We start from the raw sequence: 25857 nt of genomic DNA on the forward strand, positions 1-25857 counted from the left end.
AAATCGTATTTTAATATTTAGATTTTATATAGTCTTTCCTTCAATAGAATTCTCATAAGCTTTCATTCGCCTCGTATATCTCATTATTTTCCAACGTTATAAACATAGTCGTAATATAAATCTTAAAAAGAAAAAGAGATTCTTTAACGTGGTCAATAAAGATTCTTCTCTCACCTTTCTCAATGTATTTCCGTCATCAGCAGTGGAATAAAGAATGATACATAGCCTACAATTTTTTGTAACATTTTGCCTCAATTTATAGAATAAAAACGATATTGTTCGTTTTTCCTAAAAAACTTTGTAACATCTCTGAGCGCATAAAAGCATCTCACTTGATATGCTTCTTTCTATAAATGAGCAATATTATTATAATGCGCATTGCATTAATGAAAAAAGATAACAAATAATAATTATTCATTAAAAACTATATATAATAAAATATATTATTTAAAATAAATTCAATATTTCATTATTTGTGTAAAAATTGAATATACTGATTGCCCAGTTTCCTCGATTAACTTTTCAACACGAAGTAAATCAGGTTCTCCAACGCTATTTAACAAAAGGTCACTTAATCCGAGTGGCATATCATTGGGATCAAGAGAAGCATTCAAGCAAAGTCGTATAATTTGGCTCAAATTTGTATAGAGGCTATAGGCATGGAGTAAATCAGAAATAAACATCTGATTAAGAAAACTATTTGGTAATCGAGACAAAGTCTCCACCGTAGTCGCTCCAATTTGAAACGCAATCACATGCGTAATAAGAGCAAATTGAGCAATAAACTCCAGATCCATGATACCGCCAGGCATCGTTTTCAAATCCCATCGATTCTCTGGCGGTTTTTCTTTTTCAATCAAAGTACGCATTTCACATACTGCTTTTGCTACATTCTTCTTATTACGAGAAAAAGAAATAATTGCACAAACTTCATTTTCTAACTTTTGTAAAAAATCATGATCCCCCGCAACACCTCGTGCTCGAGTCAAAGCAAGATGTTCCCATATCCATGCTTCCTTGCGATAATATTTCTTAAAAAATTGAAAAGAAACAGCAACAGGCCCCTTATTGCCTAACGGACGCAATCTTAAATCAACAGCATAAAGAACTCCCTGATTTGTAAGAGTAGATAAAGCTGCGACCAAGCGCTGTGTGAAACGGGTATAATATTGAGGGATAAAAAGAGGCTTTTTTCCATCAGATATTTCCGCATCCTCATCATGTTCATAAAGCACAATAAGATCCACATCCGAACCAGCAGTTAATTCACGACTTCCAAGCTTCCCCATCCCCAGTATGCCAACACGTCCTCCTTTAACATTACCATGAAGACGCGAGAATTCCTTTTTAACTACAGAAAAAGTTTTTGCTATCATAAGATCAGCAAGCGCAGTAAATGCAAAACCTGCTCTCTCTCCTGTAATGGCACCATTTAAAATTCTAATACCAATCAAAAAACGTTGCTCATCAGCAAAAATTCTTAAATGGTCAAGAATTTCTTCATGAGAAAGAACATCTTCAAGAAAACATTCAAGCCGTTTTTCTAGATACGTTTTGGTAGGCAATTCTGAAAAAATGGTTGGATCTAACATTCCATCAAAAACATGTGGTTTACGTGTAATAATTTCTGCAAGACGTGGAGCAGCTCCCATGATAAGCACTAACATCTCCAAAAGAGAAGGATTCGACTGCAAAAGACTAAAAAGCTGAATTCCTGACGGTAGCCCCTGTAGAAAACTATCAAAACACAACATTGCTTCATCAGCTCGTTTTGTCGCGCCAAAAGCTTTTAAAAGCGCGGGAGTTAATTCTGTTAATCTCTCACGCGCTTCCGCAGATTGTGTTGCTTTATAACGCCCACAATGGAGTGTGCGCATGATACGACAAATATCACTCGCTCTTTCAAAACCTAAACGACTTAATGTTATTAATGTCTCTGGATCATCTTCTTCACCTGTAAAAACTAAATTGCCAATTTCTAAACCAAGTTCTTTCTCGTTCTCAAACAGTGCCGCATAATGTTTTTCAACAACTTGAAGCGTTTTTAATAAATCGCGGATAAAGCTGCCACTCTCTTGATAGCCCATCAAATATGCAACACTCGTAAATTGAGAAACATCATTGGGGAGAAGATGCGTTTGTTCATCTGCAAGCATCTGAATACGGTGTTCCACATTTCGTAAAAAAGCATAACTTTTTACAAGGCTATCTCTCGTTTTTTCACTAATCCAACCAAGCGTATGAAGTTCTGATAACATTGCAACTGTCTGACGTCCACGCAATTGAGGAAAGCGACCACCCGCAATGAGCTGTTGTGTCTGAACAAAAAACTCAATTTCACGAATACCCCCTCGCCCTAATTTTACATTATGACCATAAGCAGCAATTTGACCATAATTTTTATATGCATGAATTTGACGTTTTATCGAATGAATATCAGCGATAGCTGCATAATCTAAATATTTCCGCCATACATAAGGAAAAAGCTCTTTGAGAAAGTTAAATCCTGCCCTTTTATCGCCAGCGACTGGACGTGCTTTAATCATAGCAGCCCGTTCCCAATTTTGTCCTCGACTCTCGTAATAACGCAACGCAGTTCTTACTGGTAAAGCCAAAGGAGTTGAACTTGGATCTGGTCGAAGCCGAAAATCGAGACGGAAAACATATCCTTCCGCAGTGCGTTCTTGAATGATACGGATCAATCGGCGTACTATTTTAGAGAATACATCGATACTCTCAGAAAGATTACCAATATGAGGTGACATTTCATCAATAAAAACAATAAGATCAATATCGGAAGAATAATTAAGTTCTCCTGCTCCCAATTTTCCCATACCTAAAATGATTAAACCACAATCTTTTTCTGGATCATCACGGTTCGACAAATTTATCTTACCATGATCGTGTGCCTCTCTTAAAAGAAAACGTAGAGCAACACCTAATGCTGCTTCTCCTAGACGTGTCATCCAAGTACATGAAATTTCATAAGTAAAAACACCACTTAAATCAGCTAAAGCAATGAGGACATGTGCTTCACATTTTTTTCTCCTTAAATTAGCCATCAATGAAGTTTCATTTATAGATTCATTCTTATCAATGGCTGCAATACCATCTATGATTTCGCTCAACCTTGTTTCTATATTAACATTCAATAAGGGAGCAAGATACGATGGATTGGCGATCAAAACCTCGCGCAAAAAAGGAGATAAGGTCATAACCGCACTTATGAATTCAATCTGCTCTCCCTTATCTAAAATAGTGGAAACAAGCGATTCTAAATTTTCTTTCCTTGCTTGTTCTTCAATGTCTCTCAGCCATTGAGAGCCACTCTCATCAAGGGGGCATAAAGGAAGGAGGTGTGTTTTAAAAAAAGCACTTTTCATCTACATTCCCCTGAAAAGCATTTCATCTTTCCACTGTATTATACGCAAAAGGAAAATAGTCATAGATATTAAAATCAAATAATGAAGAAAACATACCTTTAAGGAAATAATAAAACAGCCCTAAGCCCTGGATTTGCATTTTCAAGCAACAGCTCTCCTCCATGAAGCTTCATAACCGCTTTTGCTATACTTAAACCAATACCAAAACCAGGCTGTGTTCGACTTTCTTCAAGCCGAACAAAGCGTTCTGTTACTTTTTCACGTTTATCCGCTGCAATTCCTGGACCATTATCACTCACAACAACCAACAAATGTTCACCACGATATTCCATCGATAAGCAAACCTTCGCCTTTCTTCCATCCTTAGACGCATATTTAATAGCATTATCTATAAGATTAAAAATCGATTGTGCAATAAGCTCACGATTCAATCTAAGCTCTTTATCAAATGTATCCCCTAACCGCAAAAGAACACCCGACTCTTCAGCAAAAGGCTCATAAAGTTCAACGGCATCTTCAAGGATCAATTTCATATTCATAATCTCAAGATGCTCAATTGTACTGCTAGCTTCAATACGTGAAATCATCAAAATAGCATTAAAAGTACGAATAAGTTGATCTGATTCAATGATGATACCGTCAAGTGCCTGACGATATTCAAGCTTTGTCTTTTGCCCCGAAAGCGCTTCTTCAGCGCGATTTCTAAGGCGTGTCAGCGGTGTTTTAAGATCATGGGCAATATTATCCGATACTTGACGCAAACCAATATTTAATTCTTCAATGCGGTCTAACATAACATTAAGATTAGCAGACAATCGATCAAACTCATCACCCACCCCAGAAACAGGCAAACGCCCACTGAAATCACCATCCATCAAGCGTTGTGATGCCGCTGTAACGTGATCAATTCTTTGCAATGCTCGCCTACCAACAAAAAACCATATGAGTAAGGCCCCTCCAACCATTGCCGCAAGAGCAATCATGACTGCTTTACGAATAACCGCTGCAAAACGTTCTGGTTCATCCAAATCCCGACCTATAAGAATCTTCATCGCATTGGGCAAATCAACAACTATTGCCAAAGCGCGATGTTCACTTGTTTTGCCATGTTCTCCAAAACGTGAATACAAAAAAGAATTTGCAATAAAGCCACTACGGTTCAAAAGACCGAACTCAATACGCGCAACATTACCTGCTAAAACGCGCCCCATAGGGTCAGTAACAAGATAAAGAAAAGCTCCCGGTTGTCGTGAACGATAATCAATAGTACGCATTAATAAAGAGAGCCCACCATAATGATAAGCATTTTCAATATACTTTAATTCTTCATTTAAAGCCTGTTCTGTTTGCTCCATTAACAACGAAGCAGAAAATGCCGTCATATAAATAGTGAGTCCTGTTGCAACTAACCCAAATAATAAAACATAAAGTGCTGAAAGCCTTAGCGCAGTTGTACGCATTATATTGATCAAACGATTCATGTTTTGTTATCTGACGCTTTCAGCATATATCCAGCTCCACGCACAGTATGGAGCAGTGGAGCATCAAAATCTTTTTCAATTTTTGCTCTCAAACGGGATATATGAACATCAATGACATTTGTTTGCGGATCAAAATGGTAATCCCAAACATTTTCCAAAAGCATAGTGCGTGTAACAACTTGGCCAGCATATCGCATTAAATATTCAAGTAAACGAAACTCTCGTGGTTGTAATACAATATTTCTATCACCCCGTTTCACTGTATGTGCTAACCGATTAAGCTCAAGATTACCCACGCAATAAACCGTTTCAGCCTCTTTAGGATTTTTCCGACGTTGTAACACTTCAACACGAGCAAGAAGCTCAGAAAAAGCATAAGGCTTTGTCAAATAATCATCACCCCCTGCACGCAAACCCATCACACGATCATTCACTTGCCCTAAAGCAGAAAGGATGAGAACTGGTGTTTCATTGCCTTTAGCTCGTAATTCAGTAATAATAGACAGTCCATCACGATGCAAAAGCATTCTGTCAATAACCATCACATCATAATTTTCTGTTTCCGCTAATGCATATCCAGTATCCCCATCATATGCAACATCAACTGAATGTCCTGCTTCAAAAAAAGCTTTTTCGAGATAACGCCCCGTCTCACGATCATCTTCGATAACGAGTATCTTCATAAAACGGCATCTCCGTTATTTTATCAAGTTGCGTTGTAGGACAGAAATCTAAAAAAACTTCTATCCTACATCAACAAAATATTATTTTTTGAAAATTGGAAGGGGAACAAAACGACTTTGACCATTTGTTCGCACTTGTAAGAGTATGGCTGGTCGTCCTAGATTTTGCGCACTTTTGATTGTATCAGTAATATCAGAAGCCCTTTTAACAGGCTTATTATTCACTGTCACAATCACATCACCAGGTTTTATTCCTTTATCTGCAGCATCTGAATCTGAATCTACATCAGTTACAACCAATCCTACACCATCATCAGAAGGCGCTACAATCAAACCATAATCTTCCAACGTTTCATCTGAATTACTGCGTTCATTTGAATATTTTGACACTTCTTTCTTATCTTTACCTTCAGGCATTGAATCAAGCTTAACCTTGATACTATTCTCTTTACCAGATCTCACAATACCCAAAGTTGCTGTTTCTCCCGGTCTAATATTTGCAATACGCTTCGCCAGTTCACGAGTACCAGCAATCTTTTCACCATTTACTGAGATAATGACATCACCTGCCTTAATACCAGCCTTTTCTGCTGGTCCTTTTAACGGATCAGTAACTAAAGCACCTTTGGCCTCTTTCAAACCCATTGAATCAGAAATCTCTTTCGTCACAGGCTGAATCTGAACCCCAAGCCAACCACGCTGGACTGAGCCTTTTTCGATAAGTTGTTGCACAACCTGTTTTGCTGTCGCTGCCGGAATAGCAAAAGCAATACCAATATTCCCCCCATAAGGAGAATAAATCGATGTATTAACGCCAACAACCTTGCCATTCAGATCAAAAGTTGGACCACCTGAGTTTCCCCGATTAACAGCAGCATCAATTTGAATAAAATCATCATAAACATCAGCGCCAATCTCTCGTCCATGTGCCGAAACAATACCCGCTGTCACAGTTCCACCAAAACCAAATGGATTACCAATAGCTACAACCCAATCACCTACGCGAAGCTTTGAATCATCACCAAAATCAACATACGAAAATTTTCTTTTGTCATTTACTTTCAATACTGCAAGGTCGGTTCGTGGATCTGCCCCAATGAGTTTCGCATTCAACTCTGTACCATCATCAAGAACAACAGAATAGCTTGTACCTTCAGAAATCACATGATCATTGGTCACAATATAGCCATCAGACGAGATAAAAAATCCTGATCCATAAGCTACAGAATGGAGTTTATGTGAACGCGACGATTTAGGCTTATCAAAATCATAAAACTCTTTAAAAAATCTTTTCAAAGGATGTTGATCTGGTAATTCGTTAATAGCTGGACCACTAAAAAAATTGTTAAAGAACCACTCTTTTTTCCTTTTATTGCCCTTCACGTGCACTGTAACAACCGCAGGTTTTACTTGAGAAACAATATCTGCAAATCCCTGCTGTTGCATTGACGAAGTAAATACAGGATTTGCATGAACTGCTGTCGTCCATAAGCTCGATCCACATCCACTAAAAAACAGTGCACCTCCCAACACCGCAGAAAAACTCACTGCGACTAATGTTTTAGAGAAAGTTTTTTTTACCATTTGGTATATGCTCCTATTTAATCATATTTTTATGCCAATTTCGATCTCTTATAAAATAGTAGACCTTACCGTTTTCTGTCTAAATTGTTAAAGTTTTGTAAGGTTTAAGGTCACAACAACACATGATTATCAACAAAGCTGAATTACAAATTGAAATACAATCATTTTTTTCCTGTCGTGTCTCTTTTAACCTAACAGTATTTTTGGCTGTTTTTCTTCACCAACATTTGAAATCATTATTTTTTTATGCTTACACCGTTTTATCCGAAAAAATATAGCGTTTGCACCCATGGTGATAATTATCAAAGGTGACAACCATAAAAACCAAGTTGTTTTATTAAATGGCGGTTTCAGAAGGATAAACTCACCATATCGCTCAACAAGAAAATCAATGATTTGCTGATTGGTATAACCCATTCTTAATCGCTCCCTAATCAAAAGCCGCAAATCACGCGCTAGGGAAGCATCTGAATCATCAATTGATTGATTCTGGCAAACCGGACAGCGCAAATATGATGAAATATCTCGTGCACGCAATTCAAGAACTGAATCGTTTAAAATTTCATCCGGCTCCACTGCTATTACTAACCGCAAAGGAAAAATAACGATTAAAAAAAGCAAAGTCCAAAACAACACATTTTTCATCTCAATGTCTTTCCAAAAAATTTCAAGCAAGAAGCACTCTGTTTGTGCGCCCCAATACGAAACAAATAAAAAAGGGAAAGACAACCACCCATAGCCATCATTAATGCTCCTAACCAAACACACATTACGTAAGGCTTCCACCATATATGCAAAACAAGTCCTCGATCATCTATACGTCCGGGTACAATATATAGCTGGGATAAGCCGTGACTTTGAATACCAACTTCCGTTGTTGATGTATTTTGGCTAGAATAAAATCGCTTGGATGCAGTTACATAGCGCACGGAATTTTTATTTTCATATATTGTAAAATTAAACTCTATTGCAGAATAATTCGGACCAGCGCTATTACGTATTTCATTCAAATAAAGGGTTTTACCTGCTATTGCTACCTTATCTCCTATGTGCATGGTTAGAACACGCTCCTGCCCAAAAGATGCAACACAGATAATACCAAATAATATAACGCCTAACCCCATATGCGCTACTGCTGCACCAAAAACAGACCATGGTAATCCAATAAGTCTCTTAACCCGTATCAACAAAGCTAGCTTGCGATGTCCACTCTTTCCCCAAAGATCAGCTAAACTGCCTAAGAAAACAAAAGCGGAAAGTCCAATTCCTAAAGCAGCAAAAATATCACGCCAAGATGTAACATAAAATATTATAAAACAAACTGCACAAACTAATGCAAAAACAAGCCATAGCCGTTCAAAAACTGCAAGAAAATCACCACGTTTCCACGCCATCATTGAGCCAAATGGAGCCAATAATAACAATAAGACCATTAAAGGCCCACAGGTGAGGTTAAAAAAGGCTGCACCAACAGAAATTCGTTGCCCTGTTAATACCTCAATAAAATAAGGATAGAGCGTACCAATCAATACTGTTGCTATGATTGTTGTAAGTAACAAATTATTTAAAACAATAAAACCTTCACGCGAAATTGGCTGAAAGTATTTTCCTGTTGTCAAAACAGGTACGCGCAAAGCAAAAAGAAGCAAAGCCCCTCCTGTGAAAAAGAATAAAAGTGCAAGAATTGCTCGCCCACGTGCTGGATCAACAGCAAAACTATGAACGGAGATCAAAAGACCAGAACGAACAAGAAAAGTTCCCATGAGAGAAAGGGAAAAAGTAAGAAGAGCTAAAAATAAAGTCCAACTTTTTAATGTTTCTCGCTTTTCAAGAACAAGAGCAGAATGCAAAAAAGCTGTTCCTGAAAGCCAAGGCATAAACGAAACATTTTCAACGGGATCCCACAACCAATACCCTCCCCATCCTAGCTCATAATAAGCCCAATAGGACCCCACCATAATACCTAATGTTAAAAAACACCAAGCAAGTAAAAGCCAAGGACGAACCCAACGCGCCCAAAGCCCATCGGCATATCCCATAACCAATGCAGCGACTGCAAAAGAAAAACAAAGTGAAAAACCAACATAACCTAAATAAAGAAGGGGTGGATGAATTGCTAACGCGATATCTTGTAAAAGAGGATTGAGATCTTTTCCCTGCAATGCTGGTGGATTAACACGTAAAAATGGGTTAGACATGAAAAGAATAAATAAAAGAAAAGCGCTTGTAATCCAACTTTGGCATATTAAAATTAATGCCGTGAACTGTTCTGGCAAATGTTGGCTAAAAGACGCCAGCAATGTACTAAAAAAAGCAAGACTTAAAACCCATAATAACATAGATCCTTCATGGTTTCCCCAAACACCAGTGATTTTATACAACATCGGTTTTTCTGAATGAGAATTCTCAACAACATTCAAAACAGAAAAATCAGAGACAATATGAGCATGAACAATAATCAAAAAAGATAAGAACAATAATGTAAAAGTAATATATGTCAGGGGAACAGCTGTTTGCATTAATGAACGCTCTTTCCACCAAAAACCTATAGAGGGCAAGAAAGCCCCTAACAAACTCACGGCAAAGGCTGCAGATAAAAAAATATGACCCAGTTCAACAAGCACAATCGAATTATTTCTCCACACTGTTATGTTTATTCAAGCGATCAGCTGTTTCTTTAGACATATAAGTCTCATCATGTTTTGCCAAAATGCGCGTACCTTTAAAAAAACCCTGTTTATCAAAATGTCCTTCTACGATAATACCTTGGCCTTCACGAAAAAGATCTGGTAAGATACCATTGAAAATTACTTTTTCGTGTTCTGTATTATCCGTTACAAAAAAAACAACACCCATCTCTCCAACATATTCAATAGTTCCCTTTTCAACAAAACCGCCTAAGCGCAAAGGGCGTCCCGTTAAAATATCTTCTTTTGTAATTTCAGAAGGCATTCGAAAAAAACTTACCGTATTACGCATTGCATATATGAGAAGACTTGTCGCAATTGCCAAAATCAAGCAACACAATAAGATTGTCAGCAATCGCTTTCTTTTTCGCTGCTTTAAAATAGCTTTTAGTGAAGGAAAACTTTTTAAAGATTGATCGTTCATAGGCACTCTACGAAAACTCTTTTTATAAAGGCATTATATAAATATTAATTCATATGGCTTATCTTCTAAAAGAGCTTGGCACATCTTACATACGGGTGCAACTTTTATCCAATATCTTCGCTTCTCTCGAATCCCATCTCTGATTTTATAGTCTTAAACTGTTCATAATCACTTCCTGAATATTCTAATTGGGTGCATCACGTAACTGAACTATCATGGCTTCAATACGTGATCGTCCTGAAAAATCCTCAGGCATTGTATCAAGAAATTTTTGTAAAAGATGCACTGCCTGCAAAGACTTTCCAGCCTGATGAAGTGCTTCAGCTAGTAATAAACGAGGATAAAAATCATTTGGCTCTAAATCGGCTGCTTTTTGAAAAATATTTTGTGCTTCTTGTGTAATCATTCCACCCTCATAACCAACTAATGCCAAACCATACCCAACAAGTCTTGGAGCTGATTCTCCATTCAAGCGAAGCGCATCTAAATAAATGTTCACTGCATCCTGAAAATGACCTTCCTCGAGGTATCCTACTGCTAATGCATCTGCTAATTTTCCATCATGCGGTGCACGAAAAAAAAGTACTTGTAAAAGAACAAGCTGTTCACGCTTACTGAGTGTTTTTGGATTCTTATCCATTAACTCGCTAAAAAAATAACTTTTAACTTCTGGATTTCCTGTCAGAGCGTAAATATTCCATGTCATAAGAAGAACAAACAAAATACTCAACGCTTTAAGAGTATATCTATTTTTGTAATGCGTATAAGTCTTCTCAGATACAACCGAATACATATGACTTCTATAACTATCAACGGCTTGAACTCTCCACTTTTCCCCAGTCCCATAGTTATGTAGCGAAAGAAAAAGGATACACACCAAAAAGGTGAGAAAAAGCGATGACAAAATTAGTAATAGCATATCATTTTTGTACCAACACGAAAATCAAAAAGTATAACCAATTTATCCTCCCTTCCCCCTCTTTTATTCACAAAAAACTGATACCTGCTTACAAACTTCAAAATACATGCTTTAGAAAAAAATATATTTACCTCCTGCTTGGTAATAAAACTTTTGCACATAACCCACCCAAATCAGAACGCGATAAAAAAAAACTTCCACCATATTCACTGACCATATCTGAAACAATCGCTAACCCTAAACCTGTTCCAGGCTTGCTTTCATCAAACCGCCGTCCTCTTTTTAACGCTTCATCAATTTTATCTTCTGTTAAACCAGATCCATCATCTTCTACGAGAATGCTAAAGTATTCTGTTTCTTCAACATTTTTTTCTAAACGACAGGAGATGAGAACTTTTGTGTGAGACCATAAAGCAGCATTTTCAATCAAATTTCCTACAATTTCCTCTAAATCTTCTCTCTCACCAGAAAAAACAATATCATCGGCATCCATAACAAATCGGAACTTTTTTTCAGGAGTAAGCTTTTCCATAACCCGCACTAAACGACCAATCACTCTGCGAACAGATGTATGATAAACGATACTATCGCATTGTGCTGCAATCCGCGCACGCTGAAGGTAATGATTTATTTGAGCCTGCATTATTTTAGTTTGCTCTCTCAATAAAATGGCTTGTTCCCCGTACATCTTATCAACCTCATTTATAATAACTGATAAAGGCGTTTTTAATGAATGAGCAAGATTGCCAACCTGTGTACGAAACCGTTCAATAATACGCTGATTATTATTGATGAGAGCATTCATCTCTCGTACTAGTGGCATGACCTCACTTACTAAATCCGTACTCACATGATAAACTCTACCCTCGCGAATATCATTTAATGTACGTCGAATAAGCTTCAACGGTTGAAAGCTAAAGAAAATGATAGCAATATTTATAAGAACACTGCCTATACCAAAACTCCAAAGAAAAATCTGTAAAGTCCGTTCAAATTCCCGTACTTGTGCATGTGCCTCATCGATATTCCCAACGAGACGAAAACGCGCAATATGATTCTGATTATCAAGAACAACATCACTTTCAATGACTTGTAATTTCTGATCATTGTTGCCCTTTATCCGATATGACCGAAAAAATTTGCTGTCAAAAGGTATATCGACATCGCTTGGTGCAAATATGCTACCTGTTCCTAATGATGGAGATGCCAATCTTCCTTTTAAATTATGTGATATAGCAACAACTTCCCAATACCATCCTGCCGTTGGATCGGAATAACGAATATCATCAATCCCAACACTTCCTCTCAATTGCCCTTCTGGTGAAACCGTCACTGTCGCAATAAGACTATAAAGCTGAGCATAAAGGACACGCTCTAAGCTTTGTTCACTTGAGCGCCTATAAAATAAAATACTAACTGCAGAAATTGATGAAAGTGAAATAACAACCCATAATGTTGATAAGATCATAACGCGTAAGCTGAGAGATCTACTCACTAAAAAAAATAGCCTCCTAAAACGGTTATTCTTTTTTAAAACACTCATTAATCACCTAGTGTTTTCACGCGATATCCCATTCCTCGAACAGTCTCAATCAAATCCACCCCAAGCTTTTTACGCAATCGCCCCACAAAAACTTCAATCGTATTTGAATCCTTATCAAAATCTTGATCATAAAGATGCTCGATAAGCTCCGTCCTTGACATCACTCTATCACAATGATGCATGAGATACGAAAGAAGTCTAAATTCATAGGATGTTAATCTAATCAACTGACCATCAACAAAAACACGAGAAGTTTTAGTATCTAATAAAACCTGACCACAGCATAATGTGCTTGTTGCATGCCCAGCAGCTCGACGAATTAACGCCCGCAACCGCGCCATCAATTCCTCCATATGAAATGGCTTAACAACATAATCGTCGGCACCTGCATCAATTCCAAGCACCTTATCAGACCATCGGTCTCGCGCTGTTAGTATTAAAACAGGCATAAAATACCCTTCTTTGCGCCATTTTTCAACAACACAAATTCCATCTCTACGCGGTAAACTAATATCGATAATTACAGCATCATAAGACTCTGTACTTCCTAAAAAATAAGCTTCTTCACCATCAAAAGCACTATCTGAAACATATCCCACACTCCTTACAGCTTCTGCTAATTGATGATTGAGATTCCTATCATCTTCGACAATTAAAATACGCATCACAATATCTGCCAATCACTAATTAGCGGGGACTAAAACCTCAACACGACGCAGCTTTTCACCATCACGAGCAGGCACAACAACCACAATCATACACATATTTTTTCCATCCTGAACAGCCGACTTTGAACGTACCAATACCCCATTTTCTTGGGTCGCAACCTTTCTACCCACTTCAGCACAACCAGTAGCAAAAACAGAATCCGCCCCCATAAGAACTGCTATCATCACAAACAAGCCAAACTTTTTTATCATAGATATTTTCATAATCCATTCTTGAGTATAAAATGATCAATGGTTTTTTGTTTATTCAAAAATCATCTATCGAAAATAATAGGTAGATATTATTCTCAAATTTGGCAATTTTAAAATAAAATCTTTTTAAAGACTATAAAAACAATTGAGATAGAAACTTTTAAAAACATAAAACTAAATACATAATCTATGATAAATAGGTCGCCATAATCCTAAAATAACTATAAATAAACTCTTTTTCTGCTGGCACTATAGCAAAAAATTACTGCTACTCCATATAATCATTGTAGATTTTTTTGTTGCATTGCTTTGCTATAGGCTCTTTTTAAATGTTTAATTTTTTTAAAAAAAAGAAAGCACAATACAATAAGCCATTCCATAGTCCTGCACTTATTGAATTAGATGCACTGTTCGACACAACACTTTATCGCATCCGTTCTGCTAATAGTTCCTTCTGGAATAAAACACAGATCATCTCGCAATGTTGTCACCCCCGAGGATGGAAACGCTTTATAGTAGAAATTCTTAACGAAACACTGACATTAGGATTGATTGGTTTTACTCTTTTTACCATTGTTGGCATTTCCATTTTCGAATTAACCAAAAAAGATTGGTATTCTCCCAGGAATTTTTCTATTCTTTTTCTAGATCGCTATGGAAACCCCATCGGTCATCGTGGCGCATTACCGGCTGTATCCGTTCCCGTTGAAGAAATGCCCAATTTTGTTATTAAAGCGGTTCTTGCGACAGAGGACCGCCGTTTTTTTGATCACTGGGGTATTGATTTGCAAGGTCTCACACGGGCGATCTCACAGAATATGCGGGCTAAAAGTGTTGTTCAAGGTGGTTCAACCCTTACACAACAACTGGCTAAAAATTTATTCTTAACAAATGAAAGAACCATAACACGCAAAATTAAAGAAGCCTACCTTGCCCTTTGGTTAGAAGCAAACTTCAGCAAAAAACAGATTTTGCAACTTTATCTTGACCGTGCATATATGGGAGGAAACAATTTTGGTATTGCAGCAGCAGCAAAATTTTACTTTGGGAAAAATGTACGCAATATATCTCTTAGCGAATCCGCTATGTTAGCAGGTCTCTTCAAGGCCCCGACTAAATATGCTCCTCATAGTCACCTTTTTGCTGCTCAAACACGTGCCAATGTGGTACTTGCTAATCTTGTTAATAGCGGTTTCATGACTGAAAGCCAAATTATCAATGCCTATCGTCATCCTGCAAAAGTACTTACAAAAATAAAAAATACTCAACCTGATTATTTTCTTGATTGGGCATTCGACGAAGTCAAAAAAATGAATGACCAACTTCCAAGTCATACTTTGATCATTCAAACGACTCTTGATCCAGATATTCAAAAAGTAGCAGAAGAAGCAATCGCCTATCATTTACACCAGTATGGTCAACAATATCACGTAACACAAGCGGCCACCGTAATACTCGATAATAACGGAGCTATCTGTGCAATTGTTGGAGGACTGGATTATAGTAAAAGCCAATTTAACAGAGCAACACAAGGCGGTCGACAACCGGGCTCTTCATTCAAGCCTTATGTTTACGCAGCCGCAATGGAACGTGGTTTGTCTCCTTCAACAATAGTCTTAGATGCCCCCATCAATTGGGGAGGCTGGTCACCCAAAAATAACTCGGGTCGTTATCTTGGTAAAATCGATTTAGCAACAGCTTTAGCTTTTTCTATCAATACAGTGCCTGTCTATCTTACCTCCCAATATCTTAACCACAATACCCAACCTATCATAGATCTGATCAAAAGCATGGGCATTCATGCACATATTTTATCACACAAAACTATGGTTCTAGGCACATCCAATATGACACCGATGGATCAAGCAATTGGTTTTAATGTCTTTGCGAATGGTGGCATTGCTGGAAATCACCATGGCTTCACGCAAATCAGGACAACAGATGGACATGTAGTTTGGAACTTCGAGCATAACGGTAATAAACCACATCGAGTCCTCAGTGGACAATCCGCAGCTTATATGAACCAAATGATGGTTGGTGTTACAACACGAGGATCTGGTAAACGTGCTGCTCTCCCTATGACCCTTGTTGCTGGCAAAACTGGAACATCACAATCCTATCGCGATGCGTGGTTTGTTGGCTTTACTGGTAATTACACTGGGGCTGTATGGATGGGAAATGATAATTTTTCACCGATGAATCGTGCTTTTGGTGGTGGTGTTCCTGCCATGATATGGCATAGCATTATGCTCCATGCACACCAAAATATCATGCTAAAACAACTCTATGGTGTCAAAGATTCACTTCTCCCTTATCAGCCGCTTCCCACTTCCCGCAATGATTCTGAGGTTGTGCCTAAAATATCTTATACGCTTTCCCCCGCAACATTGAATATTGTGCGACTGATTAACAAAGATCTGAAAAAACCATCTGTAATCTCTTTGAAACTAGAAACACTTGGAGCTTTAACACATTGAATTCGAAATATTCTACAATGTTTGTTAATATTGCTGTGCCCTTTTTTATCCTTACTTTTTCTATTTTGTGTGGAACATTTAGCGTCGACTATATGCTCAATTCCTTCAATAATTTTGGACGCTTTACAATTGATAAATGGAGTGCTTACCCAGAAGCAGGAACGGCCAACACTGATCCCTATACCCGCGCACGCACTGCCAAACGAGGTGGCATTTCACTCGGGCACACAGAAGGGCTTATTTTTCAACTTTGGGAAGACAGTCATGGACATCCGCTACGCCCCCATTGCCATTATTTACTCAAAGGTCACATTCCTGAAGCCCGCCTCTTTACACTTTATACAGCTGATAAATCCCTAAAACCTTATACTTCTTCCAAGGAAATACCTTTCGAACTCTATACCAACAATGTTACCTATGAAAGTGATGGCTCTTTGCGTATCAACATCGCACCAACACCACAAACTGGAAATTGGCTTGCAACGATTAGTCAAAAAGAATTTGGACTTATTCTTACTTTATACGATACCTCAATCATTTCCGCAACGGCATTACAAACGCTTACAATGCCCTTGGTAGAACAAATTCCATCAGGACAAAAAAACTGTGACTAGATTTATTCATGCTGTGCTTCTTGCAAGCATTGGTGCTGTTATTGTTCATATTTGCGTTTTATTTCTGCTCCCCTATTGGATGCGAGATAATATATGGATAGGGCTTAAAAAATCGGGGGCTCCTTATCAATTCATTGACTTAGATGCTCGTAATCCTATTCAACAGTCTGCTGATCCCCTCTTTCTTCTTAAAGTCTGCAGATTTGATCTCGAAAATGGCCCTGTTCATTTAAAAGCTTTAAAAACAATACAATTTTGGTCACTAGCAGCCTACACATACGACGGAATGATTTTCTATAGCCTTAATGACAGAACATCCCCTGATGCTACGCTAGATCTTATCATTGGAAAACCGGTACAAATAATAGAGCTTAAACAGCCAAAATCTAAAAACAATGCCAATTCAGTTTTAATTGCTAAAAATGTAAATAAAGGTTTTGTCGTCTTACGTAGCTTTGCTCCTACAGCACTTGCAAAAAAAGAAAGTGAAGCCTTCCTTTCATCTGCCACCTGTCACATGTTCAATGGATAAAAGCACAGCGATCTTTAACTAGACTAATTTTTTCTATAAGAGTAAACAAAATATACACAAAATGGTTATTTTCAGCCTCAATTAATCAAATATCAGAATTAAAATGGGATCTTTATTCTAACTTTTAAGCAACTTAATTTTTTATTAGAGTCAAAAACCATTCTATAATCCTCACAACCCTCTTCCATTGAAACATAAATCTGCTGTACAAGTAGATGAAAAAGTAAGCATATTGATTATAAATATCAAATAGAATGAAACCTCTGTAGCACAGAATCATATCATATTCGATAGAAAAACCTCTTTTAAACCTAAAGGTGATAAGGATGGCTAAAAATTCTAAGAAAACACACTTAGAGAAACCGTAAAGCTTATCATCTAAACTTATTTCTATGTGATTACAAACCATTCCCATAAAAATTGGAACGATTACATGATAAACTATAGAGGGAGTAGTTGTTCTTTCAGAAAATGAACGAGAACAATTATAGGAGGTTATGGATTCCAGAGCATACTTGACCTAAAAAATAAGTGCTTTACTTTTGTTATGTAACTGGAAACTTTCTATAAGATATGAAATTTGAAGAAAATTCTGTTTCATGGTTGAGGGGGAAAAGGCTTCATGAAGAAGGTATATGTTCGGTTAATTTCAAGGGCAGCGGTATGGTCTCCCCGTTTTGGTGGATTGGCGTTCTTTATTTTGTTATTTGCAATGCTTTTACAGCGCTTTTCCGTGATTGACGTAACCGACTTCATAATTTTAATAGTAATCTCTGCTTGCTGTGTTGTTGTTTCTCTTTTTCTTGCTGTAAAAGCACTTTACAGTTTGTGGTGGTATGGCGCTCTAGGAGGAATGCGAGCTTTAAGAGGGATCATTTATTCGTTGATCACTGCCACACCATTGGTGTTATTCTGGGGATTTTGGTTTGCTTTACCAGCTCTTCATGATGTTTCTACTGATACCCAAAGACCGCCAGCTTTTTTTCGCACGATACGCCCCAATGATGCTTTGCCGCTTAAAAGTGTTTTAACTGAACAAGCAGCATTACAAATATCTGCGTGGCCGGAAATGTCAGGACGTCGTTATGATGGTTCACCTGATCGTATTCGTAAATCCGTTCTCAATGTTTTAGCAGCCTACGGTTGGCCTGTTGTGGCTCAACGAGAATTTAAAGGTGAAGAAAACGAGATTTATATTGAAACGGTAGCAAAAACTTTTTACCTAGGTTTTATTTCGGACATCATGATACGTTTAACCGATGAAGGGGATACAACTTTTGTTGATATGCGTTCTGCTTCGCGTTATATGCCAAGAGATTTGGGTACCAATGCTGCTTTTATTATCGATTTTATGGATGTCCTTGATACAGAAATCGCTTCACTTCCTCTCCCACAAGATGATGGATAAAAATCAAGAGAGATAAGGCACTTTATTTCATAAAAATTGCTTATTTTTCAATAAATATGATCCATAAGAAGAGAATCACTTTTCAAAAACTATAAACTGACAATTCTTATACAAAAGACAATAATCTCAACAACCCATTCTTGAAATAATTAAAAAGATTCAAAAATAGGAAATAAAAAACATAACTCTTGATGATAATGCTTGATATTAAAGACACTGTCTCACTGTAATCAGTAAACATTTTTTTAAAGATGAATAGTATATAAAAATAATAACTATGCAATTATTATAACAAATATATCTCAATAATAAAAAATAAGGTTTTATTATTACTTAATAAGATATAAAATCAATATTATAATTTATTTCATATATTTAATACACTATTAAATAACTTAAATTTATAAAATATATTCATAAAAAATATTATAAAAATAATTATAAAAATTAAACTTATTATTAGTAATAATATATTTTTTTTGTATTCTTTTGTATTATAATTTTTATATTTATTTAGTAATAATAAATAATATATAATTGTAACTACACTTATTATTGAAAATAACATATTTACAACAAAGCTAATAAAATTCATCCACATTAATAATAACCACCAAAATAGTTAATAAAAAAATATAAATCATTATAAATAATACAATTATCTAAAGTTAATTTCATTTATATAAGATTCTATTTGTACGTGAGCAAAATAACTACTCATAAAATATAAAATACATCGATATTTTATATAATATTAATTTATCAAATAATAAAGTCCAAAATATATTATAAAGTATATAATAATTGTAATTAATCCTAATTTAATAGACTTTTTCCAAGTAGGAAATTGTAATTTAGAAAAAAATATACTTAAAATTAAAAAAATGTTTGTTGCAAGTAACGCATTTTTAATATTAAACATAAGGTCAATCATAACAAACTCCAACTTAAATATATTAAGTTATATAAAAATTAACTAAAGAAAATAATAAAAAGAAAAATACAAAAAATAAACCTATTCTTATAATTGAACTTTTTCTAATATCTTTTTTAAGACAATTTTTATGTTTGTAATATAATTCAAATAAAGATATAAATATTATTAAAATAGATATCGACGTAAATAATTCAATTAATTCATTAATAATATGAAAAACACCCATAACGTATAAAATTTCCAAATTAAAATATAGAGTTATTATATAACTAAAAGCTATTTTATCAACACATATAGACACGTTAATAAAAAATATGTCTATAAAATTATTATAAACTCAGAGATATATTTCTAAATACTTTATAAATTAATAATAGAACGCGTTATACTGAGCATTTAAACCTATACCTGCTCCTACCCCATAGCCAAGACCTGCACCGGTTCCTGCACCTGCAATTATACCCGATCCGCCTGATGCAAGACCTCCGACTATACCGCCTACAAATACTCCACCAGTTCTTCCCATATCTCTTCCCACCCCTCCGTATGAACCTGCTGTAGTGAGGTAATTTCCAACAGTACACCCAGGTTGTAATCCATTGCTTGAAAAATTCATTGATGAAATATTAGACCAACTATTAGACAAACTAGAAAAACCAAATGAACCAAACATATAAATGCTCTTCTATTATTAACAAATACTTAATCATAATGATTCAGTGGAAAATTCATTATTATTCAGTTTAGAAAATGTCAAATATAATTTTAAAATTAGAAATAAAAACACTGTATAAACAATAAATATATTATGTTTATATTTATGCATGCAAAATGTATATTTTGTTTAGTAATAATACTATTTACAATACTGTTAAAATATGCGACATCCATCGTTCTTTATCTTAAATAAAATCATAAATTCAAATGAGTTATTCACAAGAAAAGCTAGTATCCTTCTCTTGGTTTACTCAAACCACCAAGAAATATATTCATTATGTCATCGAACTCAGTTGTGTAGCCATTGTTTTGCGCTTACTTGGCTTGGTGAATCCTTTTATTTTTCAGGCAATTATTGACCGTATTCTCCCTTTTCAGCGTATTGAAAGTCTTTATGCTATCGTTGTCCTTATGGTCGCTATCATGCTGTTTAGCACGGCTCTTAGCTCTCTATCAGGTTATTTGGGGGCTTATTTAGCCAATAGGCTGACTCTAGAATTTGCGCGTCGCATTTATACCCATCTTTTAAGCCTCTCCTTGCCTGTCTTACAAACTTGGCAAATGAGAGAGAATTGTTCACACATATCGGAGAAATTTATATGTTGCTAAAAACTAATAATATAATATAAAATAATATAAAAAACATAATTAATTTCAATATTTCTTTTTTAAAACTTTTTCTCCAATCATTACCTTTTAATATATAAGTAAAAATCCTATCATAATTGTTGTCAATAATTATTGAATAAAAATATTCATAGCAAAAAATTAAATATAATTATTATTTTCTACAAACCAATATACTTAATAACATAATTAAAAAAAATTATTACTATAAATACTATAATCCCCATTGACAATGATTCTTTTGCAGCGTGTTTCCAACTATAACTGTTAAATCTATAGCACAACATACCTACCAAAATACCCATAATTAGTGGAAGAAATAATTTTATAAGTTTATAAATAATATCCATAACAAAAAATCCCCCAGATATCTATTTATCATAAATAATAGATATCTCCGAAATCAGTTGTGCCATAGCTTTTAAATTATGTTACAATATTACTGATCTCAGAGACATTCAGCATTCTTTCACTTTACCTGTGAGAGCATTCGTCTATCTTATCAATCAAGGCATTACCACCTTGCTCTGCAGCACCTATTGCCGCTCCATAGCCAATACCAGATGGTCCTTTAAAGATACCAATTGCTCCTCCTACTACTGCGCCTTTAATACCATTTGCGATCACATCATAAGCATAACCACCCGCATCACACCTTTCAGAATGAAACCAACTTGATGAATGTGAACTACTACTTGAATCATTCGATGAGCTTGAACTACCCATTTTTATTCTCCTTTAATTTCTCATTATTTCTTAAAATAACGTATCGACATGATACGTTTTAAGTGACTATCACGCGTTTTAGATTAATGTCAAACATAATTTTTAAAATAGTGATAAATTATTTATAATAATATAAATACATTATGTTTATATTACATTCATGCAAAATGTATTTATTATTTAGTAATAATAATATTTACAATACTGTTTAAATATGCGACATCAATCGCTCTTTCTCTTAAACAAAATCATAAAATCAAATGAGCAATTCACCCGAAAAGCTAGTATCCTTCTCTTGGTTTACTCAAACTACCAAGAAATATATTCATTATGTCATCGAACTCAGTTGTGTAGCCATTGTTTTGCGCTTACTTGGCTTGGTCAATCCTTTTATTTTTCAGGCAATTATTGACCGTATCTTGCCCTTCCAGCGTATTGAAAGTCTCTATGCTATCGTTGTCTTGATGGTTGCTATCATGCTGTTTAGCACGGCTCTTAGCTCTCTATCAGGTTATTTAGGGGCTTATTTAGCCAATAGGCTGACTCTAGAATTTGCGCGTCGCATTTATACCCATCTTTTAAGCCTCTCCCTGCCTGCGTTACGTCATTGGCAAGTAGGGGAACTGTTTTCACGTATTGGAGAAGTTGATACAATTCGCGGTTTTTTAACGGGAACTATTGCAACAACTGTATTGAATGTTCTGTTCGCAATCATTTATCTTGCTGCACTCTTTTCCATTAGTCCGAAACTTACCTTTATTGTCCTTATCATTTTACCTTTACAAATGGGCTCTTTAGCGTTGGTTGGTCCTTTTTTACGCCGCCAATTACGCCGTGCTTTCACCCTGCAAGCGGCCCATAAATCACGCCTTATTGAAAGTTTTACCAATCTTGAAGCCATCAAAGCGCATGTAAAAGAAGCTGCTCATACGCTACGTATGCAAGAAACTTTAGCTCGTAGTTTGGATCAAAGCCTTACAACCAGTAAATTACATCTTCTCAATGGGGCATTGAGCCATATTTTTGGCGATCTTTTCACCATTTTTATTATCTTTTTTGGTGCTCAGGCAGTACTGCAAAATCAGATTACGCTAGGGCAACTTATTGCTTTTCATCTCCTCGCTGGCAATGTTTCTGGTCCTATCTTAAGCCTTGCCTCTTTATGGGAAGAATGGCAACATTTAAAAATCTCTCGCCTTCGTTTGGGTGATATTCTTAACTCCCCTTCAGAATGGGAAAAGGAAAAACCATCTCTTCAACTCACCACAACGCCCCATCTTGAAACCAGAGATATGTGTTTTTCTTATGGAGAAAAGAAAATTATCAATCATCTTGATGTATCTTTACAACCTGGGCAACCCATTATGTTGCTTGGTCCTTCAGGGTGTGGAAAAACAACCTTGGCTAAGCTCCTTTGTGGTCTCTACCACCCAACAAGCGGAAAAATATTGATTAACGCACAACCTTTACAGAATTTTGATGTCCGTAGCGTGCGTGAAACAATCGCATATTTTCCCCAAAATCCTTGCCTTTTTTCCGGAACTATTCTTGAGAATATGCTTCTTGCCAAACCAGATGCCACTAAAGATGAAATTGACGCTGCACTATATGTTAGTGCTTGCCATGATTTGATTGCTCAGTTGCCTCTAGGACTCAATACCCAAGTAGGAGAGCAAGGTGGCTTTTTATCAGGTGGACAACGCCAACGCCTAGCATTGGCTTGTTTTTTCTTGATAAACCCGCGCCTTCTTATTTTGGATGAACCGACTTCCGCATTAGATGAAGCTGCTAGCACACAGATTGTTGAGTATTTATATAAACTTTCGCAAGAGCGCATGGTTCTCGTCATTACCCATAAACATGACCTTTTTCCTCAGAACGCAACCATATTAAATTTCAATGATTTGGAGGCAAAAAATGGCAGATAAGATACCTAGCTTACGTCCCTTATCGCCAACACTTCATATGGTGGTTGCTGTTTTGATTGCTTTATTTTTCTTTATTGTGATCGGCAGCTTTATCGCAAAAACAGAAATTGTTGCACGAGGGCAAGGAAGTGTTATTCCAACCGCCTATGTTCAGCTGGTCCAAGCGCAAAATACAGGACGCATTGAGAAAATCCTTGTAAAAGAAGGGCAATTTGTTCATCAAGGTGATCTCCTTATTCAATTAGATCCTCGTGAAGCCTTAAATGAGCGCGCACGGGTTCAAGCCGATATCGCTCAACAGACTCTTCAAGCGCAAATTGCTGCTGCTATTTTAGCAGCACTGAGCGAAAGCAATCCTTTGGATAAAGATTTTGTAACAAAAGGACTGGCTTATTTGCAAATTCCTCCCTCCAACAACAATACTGCAAGAATAGAAGGGGGAAAACTCATTAGCGCTACCCTTCAATCTCTCCAAGATAAATTAAAAGCGCTAAAAGCCCAAGCTGATCGGGTCATGCGCAGTGGTGCAACACAACATGCGCAATTAGATAAGCTAGAAGATGATCTTCAATTAAGCCAAGGAAAACTAAAAGCTGCCAAAAGCCTGATGGAAACAAAAGTCATTAGCCAAGCCGTTTATTTAGAGCGTTTACATGACCTTAAAAATGTGCAACATGAAATTTTAACCAATCAAAGACGCTTAGAAGAAAATGCCGCCGAAATAGACACCCTCCGCCAACAACGGCAAAGCCTCATTTCCGATGAAATCGCTCGCTATCGGCAACTTTCGCGTGAAACAGAACTGAATCTTCAAGGGTTAAAAGCAAAACTTGATAGTACTCAATACCGCCTTGATCACTTATCACTTTATGCACCCGTTGATGGGCGTATCGATGATTTAAGTATCCATACTTTGGGCGGATTTGTAGAAGCTGGTAAAACTTTAATGCGTATTGTCCCTGGCACAGGTGGCCTCATTGTTGAAGCATTTTTTGATAACCGAGATATTGGCTTTTTAGAAAAAGACCAACGTGCTTACATCAAGTTTTCTGCTTTCCCGCCTGAACGTTTCGGCGTTATCTACGGTACAGTCGTTAATGTAGGTGCTACAGCACGCTATGATAAAGAAATTAATGGTGCTTATGCCGTTTTAATCAAAATTGACCAAGATTACATCACTTTGAATGGCAAACAACTTAAATTTATTCCCGGCATGACAGTGACAACGGATGTCATTACCTCAAAACGGCGCTTAATTTCCTATTTCTTTGAGCCTATCACCAAAATTTTAGAACAATCTCTAAAGGAAAGATAATGTGCGTAAATGAAAACCCTTCATCATCACTCATAGCTCCTCTTACAGCTTTGGGAGCTATGATGGTTTTAATGCTTCAATCCCCCTTACACCGCCGCTGGCGGATTTGGGATATCGAATTTAATGTAGGACCTGCCTTACGAACTGGACAATACAAACTCTATAAAAATGAGCGTGGAGAATTTTGTGCCTTTATCACTTGGGCTTTTTTAGATGAGAAAAATCATCTGTCTATGCTTGAAAAGGGAGAGCTTTTACCCAATGCCGATTGGCAGGGCGGAGAGTATATATGGTTCATTGATTGTGTGGCACCATATGGCCATGCTGTTACTCTCGTGCGCGATATGCAACGGCATGTATTTCCCAATCAGCAGTATTGTTATGCTATCAGACGTAATGAAGACGGTGGGATACGGAAAATTGCCCGCTGGCGTTCCTATAGAGCAAAAAATCCATCAAAATAGATTTTATAAACCAAGTATTGAAAATGAATCATTTGAGTTTTTCTCTCCCATACGCTCTTAGGAATAAGATTTCCGAAAATCAATTATTGGGAGGGATATTTGCTTATGATCAAACTGGGTACACTATCTAAAGACATTACTACGAGTGATATTTTTAGCGTAACAGCTTGATATGAATGATCATGGACAATCCAGCGGATTAGTTATGCCTTCTAAAACCTGGTAAAACCTCCTTATCCTTGCGCTTTATTTCATCCGACATCATGCCTTTTAAGACCTAAAGAGCAAATTTTGAAATCATAATGCCCCAAACTTATCAAAAGAAGAGAAGACTGTCATAATGCTTCACAAGTCAACAAGTTTAAAGCCATTTTTCTGTATGCATACGCTATCTTTTATCTGATCGCTGATTTTAGCCCCTATTTACACCATTGCCAAAGCATTTTATATGTAAAATGGATTTTTATTGTCTCACAATTTAAAGCTGT

Annotated in this window: 21 protein-coding genes; 8 read left to right on the forward strand and 13 right to left on the reverse strand. The window is 36.4% G+C overall.

Going from position 1 to position 25857, the window contains the following annotated elements:
• Positions 1-458 precede the first annotated feature (458 nt).
• The 11 genes from GQO39_RS00370 to GQO39_RS00420 form a co-directional block, all read right to left on the reverse strand.
• Positions 459-3383: a bifunctional [glutamine synthetase] adenylyltransferase/[glutamine synthetase]-adenylyl-L-tyrosine phosphorylase gene (locus tag GQO39_RS00370; protein WP_156850463.1), complete on the reverse strand. Its 2925-nt coding sequence runs from the start codon at positions 3381-3383 to the stop codon at positions 459-461.
• 98 nt (positions 3384-3481) lie between these two features.
• Positions 3482-4864, reverse strand: coding sequence for a sensor histidine kinase (locus GQO39_RS00375; protein WP_007553034.1), 1383 nt, complete (start codon positions 4862-4864; stop codon positions 3482-3484).
• A complete protein-coding gene (locus tag GQO39_RS00380; RefSeq protein WP_156850464.1) occupies positions 4861-5547 on the reverse strand; it encodes a response regulator transcription factor in 687 nt (228 codons plus the stop codon). Before GQO39_RS00380 ends, GQO39_RS00375 begins: the two co-directional genes overlap by 4 nt.
• A gap of 81 nt (positions 5548-5628) precedes the next feature.
• Positions 5629-7131: a Do family serine endopeptidase gene (locus GQO39_RS00385; RefSeq protein ID WP_156850465.1), complete on the reverse strand. Its 1503-nt coding sequence runs from the start codon at positions 7129-7131 to the stop codon at positions 5629-5631.
• Positions 7132-7317: 186 nt separating this feature from the next.
• A complete protein-coding gene (locus GQO39_RS00390) occupies positions 7318-7776 on the reverse strand; it encodes a cytochrome c-type biogenesis protein (protein WP_007553039.1) in 459 nt (152 codons plus the stop codon).
• Positions 7773-9755, reverse strand: coding sequence for a heme lyase CcmF/NrfE family subunit (locus GQO39_RS00395; protein ID WP_156850466.1), 1983 nt, complete (start codon positions 9753-9755; stop codon positions 7773-7775). Before GQO39_RS00395 ends, GQO39_RS00390 begins: the two co-directional genes overlap by 4 nt.
• 7 nt (positions 9756-9762) lie before the next feature.
• Positions 9763-10242 carry a cytochrome c maturation protein CcmE gene (ccmE, locus tag GQO39_RS00400; protein ID WP_156850467.1) on the reverse strand — a complete coding sequence of 160 codons (480 nt, stop codon included), beginning with the start codon at positions 10240-10242 and terminating at the stop codon, positions 9763-9765.
• Between the two features lie 184 nt (positions 10243-10426).
• Positions 10427-11161 (reverse strand): tetratricopeptide repeat protein, encoded by a 735-nt coding sequence (locus GQO39_RS00405; protein WP_156850468.1) that lies wholly within the window; start codon positions 11159-11161, stop codon positions 10427-10429.
• A 127-nt stretch (positions 11162-11288) separates the two neighbouring features.
• Entirely contained in the window at positions 11289-12704 is a 1416-nt protein-coding gene (locus GQO39_RS00410) for a sensor histidine kinase (protein ID WP_156850469.1), read from the reverse strand.
• Positions 12704-13369, reverse strand: coding sequence for a response regulator transcription factor (locus GQO39_RS00415; RefSeq protein WP_156850470.1), 666 nt, complete (start codon positions 13367-13369; stop codon positions 12704-12706). Before GQO39_RS00415 ends, GQO39_RS00410 begins: the two co-directional genes overlap by 1 nt.
• An 18-nt stretch (positions 13370-13387) precedes the next feature.
• The gene (locus GQO39_RS00420; RefSeq protein ID WP_040298903.1) at positions 13388-13624 is read right to left on the reverse strand and encodes a hypothetical protein; all 237 of its coding nucleotides are present in this window, start codon (positions 13622-13624) and stop codon (positions 13388-13390) included.
• Positions 13625-13953: 329 nt separating this feature from the next.
• Here GQO39_RS00420 and GQO39_RS00425 point away from each other — a divergent pair, with 329 nt between their 5' ends.
• The 4 genes from GQO39_RS00425 (at position 13954) to GQO39_RS00440 (ending at position 18655) form a co-directional block, all read left to right on the forward strand.
• The gene (locus tag GQO39_RS00425; protein WP_156850471.1) at positions 13954-16101 is read left to right on the forward strand and encodes a transglycosylase domain-containing protein; all 2148 of its coding nucleotides are present in this window, start codon (positions 13954-13956) and stop codon (positions 16099-16101) included.
• A 17-nt stretch (positions 16102-16118) separates the two neighbouring features.
• A complete protein-coding gene (locus GQO39_RS00430; protein WP_156850560.1) occupies positions 16119-16715 on the forward strand; it encodes a DUF1214 domain-containing protein in 597 nt (198 codons plus the stop codon).
• A complete protein-coding gene (locus GQO39_RS00435; protein WP_007553051.1) occupies positions 16708-17247 on the forward strand; it encodes a DUF1254 domain-containing protein in 540 nt (179 codons plus the stop codon). The genes GQO39_RS00430 and GQO39_RS00435 overlap by 8 nt, the downstream gene beginning before the upstream one ends.
• A gap of 622 nt (positions 17248-17869) precedes the next feature.
• Positions 17870-18655, forward strand: a complete 786-nt coding sequence (locus tag GQO39_RS00440) for a DUF1499 domain-containing protein (protein ID WP_156850472.1) — start codon at positions 17870-17872, stop codon at positions 18653-18655.
• Positions 18656-19959: 1304 nt separating this feature from the next.
• Here the strand turns inward: GQO39_RS00440 and GQO39_RS00445 are convergent.
• Positions 19960-20265: a hypothetical protein gene (locus GQO39_RS00445; RefSeq protein WP_156850473.1), complete on the reverse strand. Its 306-nt coding sequence runs from the start codon at positions 20263-20265 to the stop codon at positions 19960-19962.
• Positions 20266-20516: 251 nt separating this feature from the next.
• On the opposite strand from GQO39_RS00445, the gene GQO39_RS00450 reads away from it, so the two are divergent.
• The gene (locus GQO39_RS00450) at positions 20517-20918 is read left to right on the forward strand and encodes an ABC transporter transmembrane domain-containing protein (protein ID WP_246668493.1); all 402 of its coding nucleotides are present in this window, start codon (positions 20517-20519) and stop codon (positions 20916-20918) included.
• 492 nt (positions 20919-21410) lie between these two features.
• On the opposite strand, the gene GQO39_RS00455 is transcribed toward GQO39_RS00450, so the two are convergent.
• Positions 21411-21662, reverse strand: coding sequence for a hypothetical protein (locus GQO39_RS00455; protein WP_156850474.1), 252 nt, complete (start codon positions 21660-21662; stop codon positions 21411-21413).
• 260 nt (positions 21663-21922) lie between these two features.
• Here GQO39_RS00455 and GQO39_RS00460 point away from each other — a divergent pair, with 260 nt between their 5' ends.
• From GQO39_RS00460 to GQO39_RS00470, 3 genes are read left to right on the forward strand one after another with little or no spacing between them, the layout of a single operon-like run.
• Positions 21923-23590 carry a peptidase domain-containing ABC transporter gene (locus GQO39_RS00460; protein WP_156850475.1) on the forward strand — a complete coding sequence of 556 codons (1668 nt, stop codon included), beginning with the start codon at positions 21923-21925 and terminating at the stop codon, positions 23588-23590.
• The gene (locus tag GQO39_RS00465; RefSeq protein ID WP_156850476.1) at positions 23580-24905 is read left to right on the forward strand and encodes an HlyD family type I secretion periplasmic adaptor subunit; all 1326 of its coding nucleotides are present in this window, start codon (positions 23580-23582) and stop codon (positions 24903-24905) included. The genes GQO39_RS00460 and GQO39_RS00465 overlap by 11 nt, the downstream gene beginning before the upstream one ends.
• Entirely contained in the window at positions 24905-25369 is a 465-nt protein-coding gene (locus GQO39_RS00470) for a toxin-activating lysine-acyltransferase (protein WP_156850477.1), read from the forward strand. The genes GQO39_RS00465 and GQO39_RS00470 overlap by 1 nt, the downstream gene beginning before the upstream one ends.
• The last annotated feature ends 488 nt before the right edge of the window (positions 25370-25857 follow it).

It is taken from the genome of Bartonella refiksaydamii, assembly GCF_902652675.1.
GTDB lineage: Bacteria > Pseudomonadota > Alphaproteobacteria > Rhizobiales > Rhizobiaceae > Bartonella > Bartonella refiksaydamii.

What these genes read in the sequence shown, in the direction of transcription:
- ccmE (WP_156850467.1), bottom strand. Translation starts at nt 10,242, where the DNA reads ATGAACGATCAATCTTTAAAAAGTTTTCCTTCACTAAAAGCTATTTTA.
- GQO39_RS00440 (WP_156850472.1), top strand. Translation starts at nt 17,870, where the DNA reads ATGAAGAAGGTATATGTTCGGTTAATTTCAAGGGCAGCGGTATGGTCT.
- GQO39_RS00405 (WP_156850468.1), bottom strand. Translation starts at nt 11,161, where the DNA reads ATGCTATTACTAATTTTGTCATCGCTTTTTCTCACCTTTTTGGTGTGT.
- GQO39_RS00455 (WP_156850474.1), bottom strand. Translation starts at nt 21,662, where the DNA reads ATGGGTAGTTCAAGCTCATCGAATGATTCAAGTAGTAGTTCACATTCA.
- GQO39_RS00385 (WP_156850465.1), bottom strand. Translation starts at nt 7,131, where the DNA reads ATGGTAAAAAAAACTTTCTCTAAAACATTAGTCGCAGTGAGTTTTTCT.
- GQO39_RS00465 (WP_156850476.1), top strand. Translation starts at nt 23,580, where the DNA reads ATGGCAGATAAGATACCTAGCTTACGTCCCTTATCGCCAACACTTCAT.
- GQO39_RS00410 (WP_156850469.1), bottom strand. Translation starts at nt 12,704, where the DNA reads ATGAGTGTTTTAAAAAAGAATAACCGTTTTAGGAGGCTATTTTTTTTA.
- GQO39_RS00450 (WP_246668493.1), top strand. Translation starts at nt 20,517, where the DNA reads ATGAGTTATTCACAAGAAAAGCTAGTATCCTTCTCTTGGTTTACTCAA.
- GQO39_RS00425 (WP_156850471.1), top strand. Translation starts at nt 13,954, where the DNA reads ATGTTTAATTTTTTTAAAAAAAAGAAAGCACAATACAATAAGCCATTC.
- GQO39_RS00370 (WP_156850463.1), bottom strand. Translation starts at nt 3,383, where the DNA reads ATGAAAAGTGCTTTTTTTAAAACACACCTCCTTCCTTTATGCCCCCTT.
- GQO39_RS00460 (WP_156850475.1), top strand. Translation starts at nt 21,923, where the DNA reads ATGAGCAATTCACCCGAAAAGCTAGTATCCTTCTCTTGGTTTACTCAA.
- GQO39_RS00380 (WP_156850464.1), bottom strand. Translation starts at nt 5,547, where the DNA reads ATGAAGATACTCGTTATCGAAGATGATCGTGAGACGGGGCGTTATCTC.
- GQO39_RS00415 (WP_156850470.1), bottom strand. Translation starts at nt 13,369, where the DNA reads ATGCGTATTTTAATTGTCGAAGATGATAGGAATCTCAATCATCAATTA.
- GQO39_RS00375 (WP_007553034.1), bottom strand. Translation starts at nt 4,864, where the DNA reads ATGAATCGTTTGATCAATATAATGCGTACAACTGCGCTAAGGCTTTCA.
- GQO39_RS00420 (WP_040298903.1), bottom strand. Translation starts at nt 13,624, where the DNA reads ATGATAAAAAAGTTTGGCTTGTTTGTGATGATAGCAGTTCTTATGGGG.
- GQO39_RS00430 (WP_156850560.1), top strand. Translation starts at nt 16,119, where the DNA reads ATGTTTGTTAATATTGCTGTGCCCTTTTTTATCCTTACTTTTTCTATT.
- GQO39_RS00390 (WP_007553039.1), bottom strand. Translation starts at nt 7,776, where the DNA reads ATGAAAAATGTGTTGTTTTGGACTTTGCTTTTTTTAATCGTTATTTTT.
- GQO39_RS00470 (WP_156850477.1), top strand. Translation starts at nt 24,905, where the DNA reads ATGTGCGTAAATGAAAACCCTTCATCATCACTCATAGCTCCTCTTACA.
- GQO39_RS00445 (WP_156850473.1), bottom strand. Translation starts at nt 20,265, where the DNA reads ATGTTTGGTTCATTTGGTTTTTCTAGTTTGTCTAATAGTTGGTCTAAT.